This window comes from Pseudoalteromonas sp. JSTW, assembly GCF_013423925.1.
GTDB lineage: Bacteria > Pseudomonadota > Gammaproteobacteria > Enterobacterales > Alteromonadaceae > Pseudoalteromonas > Pseudoalteromonas lipolytica.
Genome location: NZ_CP058972.1, coordinates 1,445,509 through 1,460,657 on the forward strand (window position 1 = coordinate 1,445,509; position 15,149 = coordinate 1,460,657).

The 15,149-nt window shown below is 39.8% G+C and carries 14 protein-coding genes; 8 read left to right on the forward strand and 6 right to left on the reverse strand.

Translation table 11 applies throughout. From position 1 onward, the window contains the following. Positions 1-90 precede the first annotated feature (90 nt). The 7 genes from GZH31_RS06695 to ccoG all read left to right on the forward strand — a co-directional run bounded on the left by GZH31_RS06695 (position 91) and on the right by ccoG (position 9,119). The gene (locus tag GZH31_RS06695) at positions 91-1,593 is read left to right on the forward strand and encodes a sodium:alanine symporter family protein (protein ID WP_036969026.1); all 1,503 of its coding nucleotides are present in this window, start codon (positions 91-93) and stop codon (positions 1,591-1,593) included. Between the two features lie 163 nt (positions 1,594-1,756). Further along, the gene (locus GZH31_RS06700; protein ID WP_036969280.1) at positions 1,757-2,083 is read left to right on the forward strand and encodes a hypothetical protein; all 327 of its coding nucleotides are present in this window, start codon (positions 1,757-1,759) and stop codon (positions 2,081-2,083) included. A gap of 1 nt (position 2,084) precedes the next feature. Further along, positions 2,085-2,366, forward strand: coding sequence for a YeaC family protein (locus tag GZH31_RS06705; protein WP_036969024.1), 282 nt, complete (start codon positions 2,085-2,087; stop codon positions 2,364-2,366). Then, positions 2,356-5,037 carry a DUF349 domain-containing protein gene (locus GZH31_RS06710; RefSeq protein WP_075593671.1) on the forward strand — a complete coding sequence of 894 codons (2,682 nt, stop codon included), beginning with the start codon at positions 2,356-2,358 and terminating at the stop codon, positions 5,035-5,037. The genes GZH31_RS06705 and GZH31_RS06710 overlap by 11 nt, the downstream gene beginning before the upstream one ends. A gap of 145 nt (positions 5,038-5,182) precedes the next feature. Continuing rightward, on the forward strand, positions 5,183-5,740 hold the full coding sequence (locus GZH31_RS06715; protein WP_036969019.1) for a DUF1439 domain-containing protein: 558 nt from the start codon (positions 5,183-5,185) through the stop codon (positions 5,738-5,740). Positions 5,741-6,173: 433 nt separating this feature from the next. Continuing rightward, a complete protein-coding gene (locus GZH31_RS06720) occupies positions 6,174-7,583 on the forward strand; it encodes a sigma-54-dependent Fis family transcriptional regulator (protein WP_036969017.1) in 1,410 nt (469 codons plus the stop codon). 153 nt (positions 7,584-7,736) lie between these two features. Beyond that, positions 7,737-9,119: a cytochrome c oxidase accessory protein CcoG gene (gene ccoG, locus GZH31_RS06725; RefSeq protein ID WP_180311507.1), complete on the forward strand. Its 1,383-nt coding sequence runs from the start codon at positions 7,737-7,739 to the stop codon at positions 9,117-9,119. A 236-nt stretch (positions 9,120-9,355) separates the two neighbouring features. Here the strand turns inward: ccoG and GZH31_RS06730 are convergent, their stop codons facing one another. The 3 genes from GZH31_RS06730 to GZH31_RS06740 all read right to left on the reverse strand — a co-directional run bounded on the left by GZH31_RS06730 (position 9,356) and on the right by GZH31_RS06740 (position 11,519). Next, entirely contained in the window at positions 9,356-9,772 is a 417-nt protein-coding gene (locus tag GZH31_RS06730) for a hypothetical protein (protein WP_036969014.1), read from the reverse strand. Positions 9,773-9,955: 183 nt separating this feature from the next. Further along, on the reverse strand, positions 9,956-10,861 hold the full coding sequence (locus GZH31_RS06735; protein WP_036969012.1) for a M14 family metallocarboxypeptidase: 906 nt from the start codon (positions 10,859-10,861) through the stop codon (positions 9,956-9,958). A 64-nt stretch (positions 10,862-10,925) separates the two neighbouring features. Next, positions 10,926-11,519 (reverse strand): hypothetical protein, encoded by a 594-nt coding sequence (locus GZH31_RS06740; RefSeq protein ID WP_036969010.1) that lies wholly within the window; start codon positions 11,517-11,519, stop codon positions 10,926-10,928. A 160-nt stretch (positions 11,520-11,679) separates the two neighbouring features. On the opposite strand from GZH31_RS06740, the gene GZH31_RS06745 reads away from it, so the two are divergent. Continuing rightward, complete coding sequence (locus GZH31_RS06745; RefSeq protein ID WP_036969008.1) at positions 11,680-12,717, forward strand: AI-2E family transporter; 1,038 nt, start codon at positions 11,680-11,682, stop codon at positions 12,715-12,717. Positions 12,718-12,739: 22 nt separating this feature from the next. Here GZH31_RS06745 and GZH31_RS06750 read toward each other — a convergent pair whose 3' ends face one another. The 3 genes from GZH31_RS06750 to GZH31_RS06760 are packed head-to-tail and all read right to left on the reverse strand — an operon-like array spanning position 12,740 to position 15,148. Beyond that, on the reverse strand, positions 12,740-13,156 hold the full coding sequence (locus GZH31_RS06750; RefSeq protein WP_118844199.1) for a hypothetical protein: 417 nt from the start codon (positions 13,154-13,156) through the stop codon (positions 12,740-12,742). Continuing rightward, positions 13,143-14,480 (reverse strand): ATP-binding protein, encoded by a 1,338-nt coding sequence (locus tag GZH31_RS06755; protein ID WP_074988346.1) that lies wholly within the window; start codon positions 14,478-14,480, stop codon positions 13,143-13,145. Before GZH31_RS06755 ends, GZH31_RS06750 begins: the two co-directional genes overlap by 14 nt. Further along, on the reverse strand, positions 14,474-15,148 hold the full coding sequence (locus tag GZH31_RS06760; RefSeq protein ID WP_036969002.1) for a response regulator transcription factor: 675 nt from the start codon (positions 15,146-15,148) through the stop codon (positions 14,474-14,476). Before GZH31_RS06760 ends, GZH31_RS06755 begins: the two co-directional genes overlap by 7 nt. Position 15,149: the final 1 nt, after the last annotated feature.

Here is a 15,149-nt window from a genome sequence, read left to right on the forward strand (position 1 = left end):
TTCTCGCATCTATATGTATGTCGCGCATTCTCACAAGCTAACGCCGAGTATCGTAACTAACAATAAAAAATATAATCATAGAGGATATCCATGGAAGCTTTTGTAAGCGCCGTTAATGACGTAGTCTGGAGTAGTGCACTCATCTATTTATGTCTTGGCGCAGGTCTGTTTTATTCCGTTTTAACCCGTTTTGCTCAAGTTAGACATTTCAAAGAAATGTGTAAGTTGCTACTAAGCTCAAACAGTTCTAATACCGGTATTTCATCATTTCAAGCTTTGGCAGTTTCGTTATCAGGCCGTGTTGGTGTTGGTAACATCGCAGGTGTAGCTGCAGCAATTGGTTTTGGTGGCCCCGGTGCTATTTTTTGGATGTGGGTCGTGGCATTTTTAGGAGCCAGTACCGCGTATGCAGAATCAACACTAGGTCAAATTTATAAATCAGAAGAAGATGGCCAGTATCGCGGTGGCCCTGCTTATTACTTTGATCGTTGCTTACAACAAAAGTGGTTAGCAGTGCTATTTGCTGTGTCGGCAATTATCGCATGCGGTGTATTTTTACCAGGTGTACAAGCGAATGCGGTAGGTAACGCATTTACCCAAGTGTTTGGCGAAGGTACATTAGTGAGCACAAGTTTTGGTGATGTTGGTAGCTTTAAACTGGTTGCACTTGCGATCATTTTGATTGTGTTAGCGTTCATTATTTTTGGTGGCATTAAACGTATTGCCAACTTTACTCAAATCGTTGTGCCATTTATGGCTCTTGGTTACATTGTTCTTGCTTTAATCGTGGTATTTATAAACCTTGATAAAGTACCGGGTATTTTTTCACTTATTATTACTGATGCATTTACGGCTCAAGCGGGCTTTGGTGCAGCGATAGGTTGGGGTGTAAAACGCGGTATATACTCAAATGAAGCGGGTCAGGGTACGGGGCCGCATGCTGCTTCAGCCGCTGAGGTTGATCACCCAGCACAACAAGGATTAGTGCAAGCTTTTTCAGTCTATGTTGATACTATCTTTGTATGTACAGCAACGGCATTAATGATTTTAATTACTCAACAATATAATATCGTAGGTGAATTACCTGAAGGGCAATTCATTGTTCAAAACGTTGATGCAGCAACTGAAATTGGCTCAGCAGCCTTTACGCAAATGGCATTATTTAGTGTGTTTGGTGGTTTTGGCCAGGCGTTTGTTGGTATTGCGTTGTTTTTCTTTGCATTTACGACAATTCTTGCTTATTACTATATCGCAGAGACAAACGTTGCTTACTTAAATCGTTATTTCAAGGGGAGCATTCCACTTGTTCTTGTAAAGCTCGTTATTATGTTTATGGTGGCATACGGTATGGTTAATAGCTCTGGGTATATCTGGGCTATTGGTGATATCGGTGTTGGCTTAATGGCGTGGATTAATATTGTGGGCATTTTAGCTATCTTTTTCGTGGCTAAGCCTGCGCTTAATTGTTTACGCGATTATGAAGAGCAAAAGAAAGCCGGTGGCGAAATTACATTCGACCCTATTAAGTTAGGGATTAAAAATGCCACATTCTGGGAAAAACGCCTTGAACAAAAGGCAAAAGATAAATCATAAGTTGCTAAAGCAATAAACTTAAAGTGTGGGTTAGAGCGTCTTAGTTATTACTATTTTCGAATCTTCACGATTGAATGCAATTCGAAAAAGACATCGACTCATAAAACAAGTACAATAAAGGGCGCCTAAAGGCGCCTTTTTTATGCGTAGTATGGAGAAAGATATGGCGATTATTAGTTGCCCGCAATGTGCAAAATCAATATCTGACAAACATAAACAATGTCCTCATTGTGAGTGCCAAGTCACTGAGCTGAGCAATGAGCAGTTGCAGCAAATGCAAAAAGAAACGCGCATTCGTAAACAGCAAAAGTTTATGAATCATTCTTTCCTCGCACTGATTTTATTTTTAGGGGGCTTTTTCTGTTATTACTTTATTCACCCTGAAGCAGAATCTTTAGAGTGGTATGCCTATTCGGCAGCCATGGCAGTAGGCTTTGTATGGTATATTGTAAGCCGTATCTATTTAGTTGTTTTAAAAAAGAAAAAGTAACATGAATATTGATCACATCGTTAAGAATATCACCCCAGAAGTATTTGAACGTCTTCAGTATGGCGCATCAACAGGCAAATGGCCTGATGGCACGGTATTGACTGAAGAGCAAAAACAACAAACCGTTCAACTCGTGATGCTTTATCAAGCTAAAGTTTCGCAGACCAATGAGCAGTTTACCATTGGTGCCAATGGTGAAATGGTGCAAAAGAGCAAAGCTCAATTGCAAAAAGAATTCGCATCTGAAAATGAAATAGCTAGGTTTAGTGAAAATGATCTTTAAACACCTATTTACACCGAAATGGAAACACCCTAAGAGCCAAGTTCGTTTGGCTGCTGTTGAACGCCTTGACTCAGAACGTGATGTCAACATTTTGAATAGCATCGCGCTTGAAGACAGTTCAGCAGAAATCCGTAAAAAAGCATTGAATAAAGTAAATGATATTGTTTTATGGTGGCAAGTATATAAACAAGATCAGGCATTAAAAGAGATTGCCGAACAGCATATAAATCAAGCGGTGTTAAACACCGACAGTCAGCTTGATGAGAGCATAAAAAACGAATTCATTGAACGTTTTGCACCCGTTAAAACACTTGAAAAACTCGCGTTTGCAGAAAAAGAAATTCAAGTGCGTGTTAAGTTACTAAAACGCTTAGCTAACCCAAACCTAGTTGATAAAGCTTTCAAAGAAGGAAGCGAAGAGTTACAGCTCAAATTAGTTGAACTTGTAATTCAACACCAACTGTCTAAAACACTTTTGAAACATGCTAAAGGTGAAGCGCATACGCAACTTGCTGCCCATTTAGAAAATGAGCGTTTAGCCGCTGAAATGCCGGCTAAAGTTGAAGCTGATACCCGAATTGTACTTGCTAAACTTAATGCACTGCGTGAAAAAAGTGATTTCAACCTAGTATCTCAGCAACATGCTGATTTACTACAGCAATGGCAGGCCATCGAGTTAAAGTGGCTAACGGATGAACAAGTCAACTTATTAGATAAAAAATACTCAGCCATTATCGCAAAGTTAGATACACATCTTGCGATACTTAGCAAAGAGCATGAGGCGCAGCAGCAAAAGCTTGCAGAGCAACAGCGTCAAGTGTTGGCACTGGCTACTTTAGAAGCGCTAGGCGAAGAAATTGAAAATGCATTACAGCTCGGTCTAGAGACCCCAGAACAAATACAGCAAGATTGGCTTGAAGCGAAAGTAAGTCAAGCAAAAGAGGCACTTGCTGAGACTGAGCTTGCTGACAATCAAAATGTACGTGATGTGAAACAGCATTTAGCGAATTTGTTTAAACAAGTGGAGCAGTTACCACAGTTAGTTGCTGCGATTGCTGACTATAAAGCGGCATTCGATGCTTTATCTGCGGTTACGACAAGCGACGATGAAACACAGTTTGATACGCTAAATAAAGAGTTTGAGCAGAAAAGCAAATTCGCGCGAAAAAAACTCTCGCATATCCCGTCTCGCCTACAAGGGCGCTTTAAAGCTAACTTAACGGAATGTGTGAAAGCGTGGCAACATGCTATGTTGCCATTAACGAGTAAGTTTGACAAAAACCAACAAGCCGCGAAGCGCAAAGCACGTGATGTTAAACGTTTGATTGATCAAGGTCGTTTTAATGTTGCCTTTGGTGTTTTTAAAGGATTTGAAGAGTTATATGAGACATTAACCGAGTCTTATAAGCAGCCATTAAATACATTAAAAGCAGATCTTGAGGCACAGCTAGCAGAAGCGAAAGACTGGCAAAAATATGCATCGGCGCCGAAGCGCGACGCTATTTTACAAGAGGTCAGTGAGCTTGTTGCAACGCCATGTACCGATCCTAAACAGCGTGCTGAGCAAGTTAAACAATTACGCCGTCGTTGGAATGAATTAGGTCGCTTAGATACTGATGCTGAAAAACAGCAGGGTGAACTTTTTGATCAACACATTGAAGTTTTGTTCACGCCTTGTCGTGAGTATTTTGCAGAGCAAGAGCAGTTGCGCGAGCACGCAAAAACACAGCGTTTAGATATTATTGCACAAATGCAGCAATTAGCTGAGCTTGATGCACAGACCGATGATTTTGACTGGAAACAGTTTGAAAGTAAGTATAACCGCATCAGTAAATCATGGCGTTCTGCGGGTAATGTAGACCCTAAAACGTATCGTGAATTACACAGCGAGTTCAAAACGGTTCAGTCGCAAGTGAATGCGAAGTTAGCTGCATTTCACAAAGCCAATGCGGAACAGAAAAGTGCCCTCGTTGAGCAGGCAACACTACTTTCTCAATCTGACGACCTTGCAACCGCATGTCAGCAATTAAAGGCATTGCAACAAACATGGCAAACAATTGGTTTTGCTGGCATGAAAGCAGAAAACACGTTATGGCAGCAATTTAGACGTGTCAACGATGAGACATTTGCAAAGCGTAGCGCAGAGTTTGAAATACAAAAGCAAGCTCAACAGCAGAATGATGAAGTCGCTGCAGTGGAATTAACCGAGCTTGAGTCTGCGTTAGGCAGTGTGGTTCACTTAGCACAACTTAAAGACTTAGCGGCTAAATTATCGGCATTAGACTACTCTAAATCACTTAGTGGTCGAGTTGCGCAATTAGAAAGTGCCATTGCGGCGAAAACAGAGGTGCTTGGTAAACAAGCTGAACAATCAAAGCTAGCTGCTTTGTTTAGTGCCCTAGAAGAGGGCAGTACTATACCGGCTCAATTTCAGGCTTCGTTAACAACAGCATTAACTGCGCAGCAGTTGTTGACACGTATTGAAATTTTAGCAGGGGTTGAATCAGCCGATAGCCAATTACGTATGACAGAGCAAGTTGCAATGCTTGATGATAAGCATCGTGGCGAACAGGCTGATGTTTACTACTATCTAAAACAACTTTTAGCGGTCAGTGAAGGTTCAGTTTCACCTGACACACTAGCTAGGCTTAAAGTTATATTCGCAATTTAACGATTAATAGCAATCGATTAAGGTATTTAGTTTTCTCTCAAGATAAGTGGGGTGTCATATCCTACTTATCTTGATTATTGAAAGATTAAATAAGTTAACATGGTTGATTTAAGCCGCTTTTAAAGCGGCTTTTTTGAGGAAAAAAATGAGAATTTTAATATTACTTACGTGTTTATTTTTAGGGGCGTGTAAGAGCACAGATCAAGGTGTCTCTGTTTATTCATTTACAAATTCAGAAATAGAAACTGCACTTGCAAATCAGTTACCAAAACTCAGTGAACAAATTAAGTTGATGGGTTTGCCAGTTGATTTTTCAGTAAATGACTTAAGTGTTAACGTTGGTCCAGATAAACGCGACGTAGTCGTTTTAGGCGCAGACTCAAGTGCAGTGATTAAAGCGTTTGCACTTAAATACCCAGTAAGATTAAAACTAAAAATCGAAGGCAGTCCTTTCTATGACAGTGAGAAAAAAGCGGTGTTTCTTCGTAATGTGAAATTAATAGACACCACGGTCGATACTGCTGGGTTTAAAGGTAATTTAAACTTACTAGATGAGCAAGCGATGCAAGTTATAAATAGCTTTTTAGCCGTTAATCCAGTTTATAAACTAAATATGAATGACCCTAAAGTGGCACTACTAAGTAAGTTACCTTTGGATATGAAAGTATCACAGGGTGAAATTCTCTTAGTACCTACTCTCTAGAAAGGGTATTAGCAAGCAGTGTAAAAAGCGGCAAAATGCCGCTTTTTTAATGTATTGAGTGCGTCAATTTAAAAATAGTTAAGTCGTTTTTCTAAAAACGTCAGTGTAATTTTGTAAACGTCAAACTTAGTCGCCAACTGACTATCACCAATCCGTAAAAATAGATAATCATTTTGAGTGATAAAACCTGTGCCACCTGCGACAAAAATGTCTGATTTACGACTGCATGGATGCAGGAGGTAGAGCAATGCAGGAGCAATTGCCGAAAACAACTAAATAGCGACATTTTTACCTTATTATTGACGCGGTTTTATTGCCTAAACATAGACCACTTAATTAAGCCAATTGGTATAACAGTCCTTTATTACTTTACTTGTTTGCTAATCAAAAGCTTGTCATAATGCTCGTGATATTTCGCGAGTGGAACCTATGTATGATTAAGGAATTTTTAAACGACCCAACATTATTACTCAATGCGGTAGGTGAAGGGATTTATGGCTTTGACTTATCGGGCAATGCGGTGTTTGTTAACCCTGCCGCAGAGCGCATGACGGGGTGGCATGCCGATGAGTTATTAGGTAAAAAAATTCACCAATATCATCATCATACTAGAAAAGATGGCTCGCCTTATCCTGCCGACGAATGTCAGATATATTGCACCATGTTTGATGGCAAGCACCGGCATGTAACCGATGAGGTGTTTTGGCGCAAAGATGGAAGCCATTTTGCAGTAGAATACACCTCAACACCTGTCTATAAGAATGGTGAGCTGATAGGGGCTGTCGCGATTTTTCGCGACGTTTCAAAACAACAGCAAACCGAACTCGCTTTGCGTGATGCATTGGCGCAAGTACAGCACTTATCTGAACAATTACAAGAAGAGAATGCTTATCTTATTTCTGAGTTAAATGAAGATTGGCAAGATTCGGGTCTTGTTGGAAAAAGTCACTCATTTCAAACGATGCTTGAACAAATTACCCTTGTCAGCCAAACAAACAGCACAGTGCTTATTTTGGGGGAGAATGGCACAGGTAAAGAACTTGTCGCACGTAACTTACATCGTTTGAGTACGAGAGCTGAGCAACCTTTTATCAAAGTAAATTGTGCAGCATTCTCAGCAAATTTGATCGAATCTGAATTATTTGGTCATGAAAAAGGGGCGTTTACAGGCGCGAATGAACGCAGGAAAGGTCGCTTTGAGTTAGCTGATAACGGAACGCTTTTTTTAGATGAAATAGCAGAGCTACCGCTTGAATTACAGAGTAAACTTTTGAGAGTATTACAAGAACATGAGTTTGAGCGCGTAGGGGGAACACACACTTTAACTGTGAATATTCGTGTTATTGCAGCCACAAATCGAAACTTATGGCAGATGGTAGAGCAGGGAAGTTTCCGTATGGATCTCTATTACCGATTAAATGTATTTCCTATTCGCGTACCAGCATTGCGTGAGCGAAAAGAAGATATCCCCTTGCTTGCTGCTAATATTATTAACCAGCTTAATAAGCGTCTTGGCAAACACTTTAAAGGTCTTACAAAAACAACCTTGGCACAGCTTGCTAACTACGAGTGGCCTGGCAACATTCGTGAATTACAAAACATACTTGAGCGTGAAGCAATTCTATCAAAACAAAATGTTCTGCAATTATCATCTGCGTTGAGTGATAAAGACCCTGCTTCTGGTGTGGTACTTTCACTTGATGCCGCGCAAAAACAGCATATTTGTACTGTACTCAAGCAGTGTCATGGCAAAATTTCTGGTGAGGATGGTGCTGCGACATTACTTGAGTTGCCAGAAAGTACTCTGCGATCAAAAATGAAAAAGCTAGGTATTAAATACTAAGGCGCGAAATATCACGCAAGCTCGCGGTATTTCACGAAATTAAGGCGTTCCATATATTTTATATCGTTATTTTTCAATGTGTTATGTGTGTTTTGTTGTTGGCCTGATTGTTGCTCTTACTTGTTAGAACCGAGACTAACAGTAAGTAGCAAAATGAAATTAGAAATCAAAGAGCAAGACCTAATCATCAAGCCCTATAATCAAGAGGGTCCCATTTATATTCGTGAGCAAAAAGGCCGTTTTCAACGTATTCGTCGATACCTTGGATGGGTTTTAATGCTTATATTTATAGCGATTCCATGGATACCTTATAAAGGTCACCAAGCAGTGCTATTAGACGTTGCGAGTCAAAAGTTTAGCTTGTTTGGCCTAACGCTATTACCCCAAGACTTTATGATTTTAGCTATGTTATTTATGACTGGTGCATTTGCCTTGTTTTTCGTTACGAATTGGTTAGGGCGAGTATGGTGTGGCTACACCTGTCCGCAAACAATCTGGATGTTAATGTTTACATGGGTTGAGCAAAAAATAGAAGGATCGAGAAACCAACGTATAAAAATGGATAAGGCACCTTGGTCGGCAACAAAAGTACAAAAAAAAGTGATTAAACATGCTGCGTGGTTACTTATTTCATTAATCACATCGATGTCTTTTATGGCGTACTTTATTCCTGCAAAGTCGTTATACATGAGTTTATTTACGCTTGAAATGTCAGGTATTGTAAGCTTCTGGGTGTTTTTATTTGCATTTTGTACGTATGGCAATGCGGGTTTTTTACGTGAAAAAATGTGTACTGTTGCCTGTCCTTACTCTCGTTTTCAATCAGTGATGTTTGATAAAGACACGTTAGTGGTAACTTATGACCAACAAAGGGGAGAAACACGTGGTGCACGTAAACGTAAGGCCGACCCTAAAGCACTTGGGCTAGGTGACTGTGTTGACTGTAATCTATGTGTTGAAGTTTGCCCTGCTGGCATCGATATTCGTAATGGCTTGCAATACGAGTGCATAAACTGTGGGTTATGTATTGATGCTTGTGATAGTACAATGGAAAAATTTGACTATCCAAAAGGGTTAATAAAATATGCTTCTGAAAAGCAAATGGATGGTGAAACAACAAATCCATTTAGGTTGAAGCTACTTGGTTATGGTGGTCTAACAGCTTTGTTTATTTTAGCTATGGTTGTATGGACAGCAATGCGTACGCCAATCGAAGCATCAGTGATAAGGGATAGAAACGCTTTATATCGGGTTAACTTTGAAGGGCTAGTTGAGAACCCTTACACGTTGTCGATTATCAATAAAACACAGCAGCCGTTAAATTATACGATTGGCATTTCAGGAATTGATGGGGCAGTGTTGCAAGTACCAGAGTCAATTTTAATTGAAGCCGGTAAAATGAAGCGAGTGCCAGTGACTGTTGTTGCAGATGGCTATGGGTTAAAATCAAAAGTGACATCAATTCGTTTTCATATACAAGCACTGGAAGATGCGAGTATTGGCATAACGAAAGAAAGTAAATTCTACAGAGATTAAACAGTGGCTACCTATACCATTGTGCTTAATTAAGAGGTCTATTTTGAGGCAATAAAACCGCGTTGATAACAAGGCAAAAATTTAGTTATTTAGTTGTTTTCGGCAATTGCTCCTGCATTGCTCTACCTCCTGCATCCATGCAGTCGTAAATCAGACACTTTTAACGCAGGTAGCGACTGGTTTAATCACTCAAAAAGATTAAGTATTTTTGCACATTGGTATTAAATGGCTTGTTTTTAACAAGCCATTTCTGCTAACTCTAGTTGTTTTAGAACATAGGCCTTTGCACTGTCTAAATCATCATATAAACAGTCTAGAATTTGAATCGGTGATTGTGCTTGCGCAATTACACGCTTCATTTGGTTTAGCACAATGGATGAGCTAAATATAAACGCGGTGGCTTTACAATTGGTATCTTTCAACTCTTTTAATAAGCTGACAAAACCGTGCTCAGCATCTGGGGTAGTTGCATATAAATTTGTTGAATGACTAATGTATGCCCACGGTTTTCCAGCTAAATCGCAAATATGTTTTTTTAATCCAGCCGCGAAGTCGTTGACCAAACGTGCATTAATATTACCAGAAAATTGCCCAATAATAATGGGGCCATCAGTGATTATAGCGACACTGCCATAGTGATTCTTAAAATTCAATTTGCTTCCCTATCTAATTAAAAGAGCGCGAATTTTATACAATCTGCAGTGCGTGTCTAGCGATTTTTTGAACAATAGCGAAAAAGCATAACTTTTTCGCTATTGTTTATTTTAATTAATAATTTACCTGTATTACGTTCGTATGTGTATAATTTATATGCAACATAATTGATTTATAACTAACTAATTATTAACAACGTAATCAAGTGCTCCGGTAATAGAAGCGACTTGAGCATTGATGCAAATTGTATCGTTAGCGTGTGGGCTGTCAGGGTATACCTCTGTGGTAGTAACATATTTTGCATTGGTTAAACCCATGCATAAACCCAATTTTTTCGCCTCGTAATTTATGACGCCAAATTGAGTTTGTACAACACCAATGAGCTGGTTGTTTTCATCGCTTGGAGCAATATGTGTTACCTTTTCAACGGCTTTAATGATTGCGGTTTGAAAGGCATCCTGCGGTCGTTCACTGTCTGCAACAAGGTAAAAACCATCAGGAATGTTCCAATTATCGTGGGTTTTTGCATCTCGGGCTGCCAGCGCTGGACGAAACTCACTGTTATCGGTATCGGTTGTTTCATGCAAATCAACATGCACTAACGGTGCGATATCATGCTTTGCTAAAAAAGACATAATAGCTGCTGATTCTTCTGCGGGGCTATTTTTATAAAATGAACGATTAGGATCTGTTGCGTTCGGATTCCAGCGGTTGATTGTTTCATAACCCCATGGGCTAATACACGGCGCAACCAAGATATTAAAATGTTCAAGGTAGTCAGCTGCTTTTGTTTTAGCAAAGGCTAGTGCACCATGAACGCCACTTGTCTCATAGCCATGAACACCTCCGGTTATCAGCACACACGGTTTATCTGCTTGCCAATGCTTACTTTTTAGAATGTAAAGAGGGTAGTTTTCGGTGTCATAACTTAGTGCACCATACTGCTCAATATCGAAGTGAGCTGATAAGGCGTCTAATTGTGAAACAACATCATCTTGGTAGCTTCGCTTGACAGATTGTAACTCAAGCCATGCTTTTTTATCTGCGTCGTTCCATGGCTTACCAGGGGTTCCGATAGGATAATTCATAAAATACCTTTTTGGATTTAGGTGCAAAAAAGCCAAGCTTAACGAAGCTCAGCATAGCCTGCAACTAGATAAGGTCAGTGGTAATATTTTCCTCTTCATACAGTTTTGCATGATGATGCTTATGAATATCAAACAAGTATTGACGCATAGCGTCTTCACCTTCGCAAATTTTTTCTATTTTAGCTGCAACGCCATTACTTGTGACACGCACAGGTTTTGCACTAATGACGACATGCTCATTATTCGGCAGATTAAAAGCGAGTAAAATTTCTTTATCGAGCGTTTCCTCAGCATTTTTGGGTTGCAACAATACGCCCGTGCTAGACAGTGAAATAATCAGGTATTGTTCTGTTTGCAATTCTAGGTTGGGGGTACGCCAGCTGCGTTCAATTCCTTTTGTATCGATCACTTCGGGGGCACTTAACGTGGGGGTAACTTGCCCTTTGTCGTCAACAATAAACTCAAGTGGAAACCACAATTGATAAATACCCACTTCAGCAAGTAAGGTTAGCTTGGCATTGTTTAACAGACCATTCAGCTTGTCGGGTAAATTAAAGTTAACAGATATTTTAGTGTCGGTTGTTAAATCTTTTACACCGTGTTCTGCCTCAAATAGGCTGTTGAAAAAAGAGAGCTCTTGTTCTGATAAATGTGACATTTATAACTCCTTTTAAGCGCCTTCAACGCATGGTAACTCAATATTATAATTTGTACAAATTTCGTACATATGCTAAGCACTTATTATGCCAAGTGCGTTGTGATTTATTTTGTTGCTCATTTCACTTACACTGGGGGAAATAGTTTACAAGGATTTTATTTTGTCGAGTTTGACGGGTGTTAATAAGAGTTTAGTGATATTTGCTGCATTAGTTATTGTTCTAGCAGGAATTAAAGCTGCAAGTGTGATTGTTATTCCATTTGTCTTGGCGGCATTTATTGCCATTATATGTAATCCCTTAATTCGTTTTTTTGCCCGATATGGCATCCCCAAAGCGATAGCAGTGATATTTGTAATGATGATAATTGTTGGTGTGGGGATCAGTCTTGCCGGGTTGGTTGGGCAATCGATGACAGATTTCTCGAAAAATCTCCCAGAATATAAAGCGCAATTAAAAGAAGAATTTGTGTGGGTAGTCAATGTTGCCGCGCGTTACAACATTTTGATAGACAAAGAACAAATAATATCACTGTTTGATCCAGGTAAAATAATCGATGTTGCCACTAACATGCTAACGGGGCTGGGTGGTGTAATGGCAAATCTATTTTTGATTATTCTAACCGTAGTATTCATGCTGTTTGAAGGCCCTATGTTGGGCAAAAAGATACATTTGGCATTAGATGACCCCGAAATGAAAATGAAGCAAATTGACCGTTTCTTAGACTCAATTAACTCCTATTTAGCCATAAAAACGATGGTGAGCCTAGGCACGGGTCTGCTGGCTGGTTTTATGCTTTGGGCGCTTAATGTTGATTATTTTGTGCTGTGGGGTGTTGTTGCTTTCATGTTTAACTACATTCCTAATATAGGGTCGATTATTGCCGCGATACCTGCAGTATTATTGGCGCTGATAACCCAGGGCCCGCTGGTGGCCAGTTTTATTGCCGGTGGTTATCTTGTTATTAACACTGTAATGGGAAATATTGTTGAACCAAAATTTATGGGTAAAGGCCTTGGTTTATCAACGCTGGTGGTTTTTTTATCGTTAATATTTTGGGGATGGCTCATGGGTACTGTAGGTATGTTGTTGTCGGTACCGCTTACGATGATCGTTAAAATTGCGCTAGAGACAAGTCAAGAAGGGCGCTGGCTTGCTACTTTGCTTGGTAATGGTGAAGAGTTAAAACTAGAAGATTAATAAAGGCGCTTAAGCGCCTTTTTTAATTTAATGGTCGTTGTAAAACTTTAATATGATTTTCTAAAATCTCAATCTCACAGTGTTTATAGGTAATTGCCGCTGTTGTTGCATTTGGCATTTTTTGTAAGTAGCGCCAACGACAGCTGTCTTCTAAATAACGTTCTTGGTTTTTTAAACTACGCTGAAAAATAGGCAAAAGTTGACTATTACCTGTCTCTTCTTTAATTTTTTCGATATCCATTGTAAGTTTGTTGACCCACATTTTATGGTCACGTTGTAAATCTTCAATGGTTTGATCTAAGCATTGAATATAATGCCTAGTTTCATCAGGATGATTGCCTTTAAGCACACAGATTTGATCTGCGATTGCATGCGAGCTGAGGGCGAGTAAGCTTATTAGGGCTGATGAACTGATTAAAGAAGCTCTATTTTTTATCATGATAATTAAACTCTAAGATAAACTCTGCACCACCTAGTTTTTCAGCATCGCTGATTGTTAGTGTGCCATTGTAGGAGTTTACTAAATCGGAAACGATGGCCATACCCACCCCATGACCGCTTTCGTAAGTGTCTAGACGTGTGCCACGTGTTAATAACGATTCACGCTTATCGTGTGGGACACCCGGGCCGTCATCACAGATACTCACTGTTAACGTTTTATTTTGTATAACCTTTATATCGACCTGAGAACGGCAGGCTTTACATGCATTATCAATTAAATTCCCAAGTAGCTCCATTAAATCAGTTTTATCCCCTAAGAAGTAATCTTTTTCGCTCACCTCTGAAGTAAAAATAATATCTTTATCACGATACACTTTAGTCATTGCACTTAGGATAGAATCAATAACAGGTTTGATGTGGGTTTGCTTTTTCCACGTGTCAGATGCTCCCGTTGCAGCGCGTTTTAATTGATGTTCGATCATCACATTTATGCGGTCTAGCTGTTCTTGTGCATCTGCGTCATTGGCTAAAGGGCTCGACTTTAATACAGCCAGCGGTGTTTTTAGGGCATGCGCCAAGTCGCTGAGTGAAGCACGGTAACGTTCTTTTTGTCGCTGCTGTGATTCAAGCAAAAGGTTTAAATCGGCTTTGATTGTTTGTAGCTCAACAGGGTAAAGCCCTCTTATTTGTTGATTATCACCCGATTCAATCGCTTTAATTTCTTTATCTAACCGTTGTAAAGGTCGCGCACTCCAAACAAAGCCGATTGCCATCAATGCCGCAATGGCTACCCCCATTACATACATCCAATTGACGAGTGTTTGTTTAAAACCATCCATTAAACGCAATAGGGCGTCGTTGCGTTTGAGCAAAATGAAGCGAGCATGTTCTGATTGATCGATGTTTTCTAATATAACGGTGAGCGTTAATTGCCAGTACACAACATTATTGTACTCTACACGGCGAAAATCAGCGGAGCCTGCAGGCGCTTCAAAGTTATCGGGAATAAAATTAATATTTGTGGCTGACTCAGAATACCAGACGGGTAAATCACCTCGGTAAATCATTGCATAGGTATCTGAATTTAATCGGTTTAATTCTGGCGTTAAAATTGTGCTTGGCATCACAATACCACGCTCGGTGAAATCAACTTCAGAGATCAATGAGTAAAGGTGAGCTTCAAGGGTTTTTTCGGTCGCTTCGACTAAGGAGGCATAATAAGCTTTACCAATTGAGAAAAATAAAATGGGTAAAGCGACCAATAAAACAAAGACAAGGATAAATCCTTGCCTTACTTTAAGCGGAATTTGCGATGCTACCACTGACTTTTAAGCCTGTAACCACGGCCGCGTAATGTTTCAACAGGGTTCAATGTACCCTCAGGGTCAAGCTTTTTACGCAAACGTAAAACAAAAACTTCGATAACGTTTGAGTCAAGGTCAAAGTCTTGGTCGTATATATGCTCAGTTAACTCAGATTTTGAGATCACTTTTTGCGGATTAACCATCAAGTACTCTAACACTTTGTATTCGTATGCCGTTAAGCTTAATTCTCTGTCATTAACCCAGACTTGTTGTGAGCGGGTATGGATTTTTATCGGGCCCGCTGTCATTTCTGGGTTTGCTTTACCTGCACTGCGGCGGATAAGTGCATTACAACGGGCAATTAACTCTTCAACATGAAATGGTTTTGTTAAATAGTCATCTGCGCCAGCATCTAAGCCTTCTACTTTATCTTGCCAACGGTCACGTGCTGTTAAAATCAAAATAGGGATTGTAATACCCTGAGCACGTGCTTTGTTGATTAGCTCAATACCATCAATTTTTGGTAAGCCAAGATCGACCACAGCCATATCAAGCGGGTACTCTGTAATATGAAATAAACCAGCTTCACCGTCGTGACAAAGGTCTACACTATAACGCTCTTTTTCTAGAGCATTACGAAGGTTGTCTGCTAAATGTAAATCATCTTCAATTACTAAAATTCGCATT